Source organism: Streptomyces coryli (assembly GCF_011044975.1).
In the GTDB taxonomy this organism is placed as follows: Bacteria; Actinomycetota; Actinomycetes; order Streptomycetales; family Streptomycetaceae; genus Streptomyces; species Streptomyces coryli.
Genome location: NZ_JAAKZV010000522.1, coordinates 1 through 1478, shown reverse-complemented (window position 1 = coordinate 1478; position 1478 = coordinate 1). Strand labels below are relative to the sequence as shown.

General features: G+C 71.9%; 1 protein-coding gene. It reads left to right on the top strand.

Features of this window, described 5'->3' with window-relative positions; all coding sequences use genetic code 11:
* Positions 1 to 349: 349 nt before the first annotated feature.
* Positions 350 to 1478: FAD-dependent oxidoreductase (locus G5C51_RS41915; RefSeq protein WP_165246169.1), on the top strand; the 1129-nt coding region annotated here is incomplete at its 3' end.

The following is a 1478-nucleotide window of genomic DNA, read 5'->3' as shown; positions in this document are numbered from 1 at the left end:
ATCCCACCCTGCCCCGCCGGGAAACTGGCGCCCGGCAAGCCAAGGCGCCCCGCCCTTCTCCCCTTCCGTAGCCAGCCTTCCCAACGGCACCGAGACCGGGCGGAACCCGGCAGCGCGGCCGTCACCATCCGATGCCAACTCGCCCGCTCCCACTGGCCGCAGCACCGGAACGGATGGCTTGGCATCGGATGGTGACGGCAGCGTCGCCGTGTCCCCTCCGGGCCCGGTGCGAGAAACGGATAGCGGGCTACGGAAGGGAGGAGGCGGGGGGCTTGGGCGGCCCGCCTCTTCACAGCCGGCTGCCTTTGAGCCTGCCACCTCTGAGCCCGGCACCTTTGAGTACGAAGCCGTGCCCCCTCTGGACCTGCCTCTCCTCGCCAAGCCCGACGTCCTCGTCGTAGGCGGCGGTACCAGCGGCGCCTCCGCCGCCCTTGCTGCCGCGCGTGACGGAGCTCGGGTCGTACTCGCCGAGGCCGGACCCGGACCCGGCGGGACCGGGACGTACGGCGGCGTGCACAGCTACTGGTTCGGCCGTCGTGAGGGCCATGCCGCCGCCGTGCAGCGCACCACCCGCCTTGCCCACCGGGCGCTCGGTCTCCGTGGCGGCATCGGCGCATGGAATATCGAGGCCAAGGCGCTTGCACTGCACGACGAGCTGCACGCCGCCGGCGTCGACATCCGTTACGACACCCGCGCCTTCGCGGTCCTGCGCGACCACGAAGGCGACAGCGACAGCAATGGCAACCACACCCGCGTCACCGGCGTCGCCCTAGCCGGACCCGACCGCCCCTACGCCACCACCGCCCACATCATCATCGACGCCACCGGCGAAGCCGACCTAGCCGCCTGGTCAGGCGCTCCCACCGTCCACGGCTCAGCCGCGACCCACACCACCATGTGGGCCTCACTCGCCCGCTTCGAGGAACCAGGCGTGACCCGCAACCAGTTCGGCGGCCTAGCCGACCTCACAGACCCCGCCGACGCCACCCGCGCCGTCCTGGCCGCCCGTCGCCGCAGCCCGGAAGCTCACGACCACGGCGAGGTCCCCGTCACCCGCGAAGGCCGGCACCTCGTCGGCGAGACCGTTCTCACCCTCACCGACCAGCTCACCGACCGTCGCTTCCCGGACACCATCAGCCTGCACTTCTCCAACCACGACCTGAAGGGCAAGGGCGAAGCCCTCTGGCCGCAGCTCGGCCTCATCCCGCCGAACCTCGAGCTCGAGGTCCCGTACCACGCCCTCCTGCCCCGCCGCGTCGACGGCCTGCTCGTCACCGGCAAGGCCCTCTCCGCCACCCACGACGCCCTGCCCGCCCTGCGCATGCAGGCCGACCTGGAGAACCTGGGCGCGGCCACTGGCCTGGCCGCGGCCCTCTGCGTACGGGACGGCGTACAGCCACGCCAACTCGACGTATCGCAACTGCAGAAGCGCCTCCGTCACGACGGCCTACTCCCCGAGCCCGCCACCCCTGTCTCTT